At 58.8% G+C, this 449-nt stretch carries 1 protein-coding gene; it reads left to right on the top strand.

Features of this window, described 5'->3' with window-relative positions; all coding sequences use genetic code 11:
- Positions 1–152: 152 nt before the first annotated feature.
- Positions 153–449: N-formylglutamate amidohydrolase (locus EOA16_RS32430; RefSeq protein WP_245456076.1), on the top strand; the 297-nt coding region annotated here is incomplete at its 3' end.

Genomic DNA, 449 nt, shown 5'->3' with positions numbered 1-449 from the left:
GTATATGAGGAGGTGACGGTAAACATCAAGTGAACGATGAAGAGCCCAATCCGCATTTAACAAAGCGGTTCAGCCGCCGAAATGCTGGACATGCGGCCGGCGAGGTGGCACTTTCCAATCATGATGCATTGGTTTTTTTGGGTTCGTTCAAATTGAAAACGGCAGCCGAAGATTTTTCGGTCGTTCCAGCCTTCGAAATCCGGTCGGGCGCCGAACAGCGCGTTCCCTTCCTCTTCAACTCGCCGCATAGCGGCCGCCACTATCCGGACCGGTTCCTGGCCATGGCAAGGCTGGACCGAAACGCCATCCGCCGGTCCGAGGATTGCTACGTCGACGAATTGTTCGGTGGCGCCGTTGCGCTCGGCGCGCCGATGCTGGCGGCAAACTTCCCGCGCGCCTATCTCGACGTCAACCGGGAGCCTTGGGAACTCGACCCGCGCATGTTCGCC

Origin of the sequence: Mesorhizobium sp. M7A.F.Ca.US.008.03.1.1, from assembly GCF_003997495.1 — a bacterium.
Lineage (GTDB): Bacteria > Pseudomonadota > Alphaproteobacteria > Rhizobiales > Rhizobiaceae > Mesorhizobium.
Note: the sequence above shows the minus strand (reverse complement) of the source record. Positions and strands in the feature narration are given on the sequence as shown.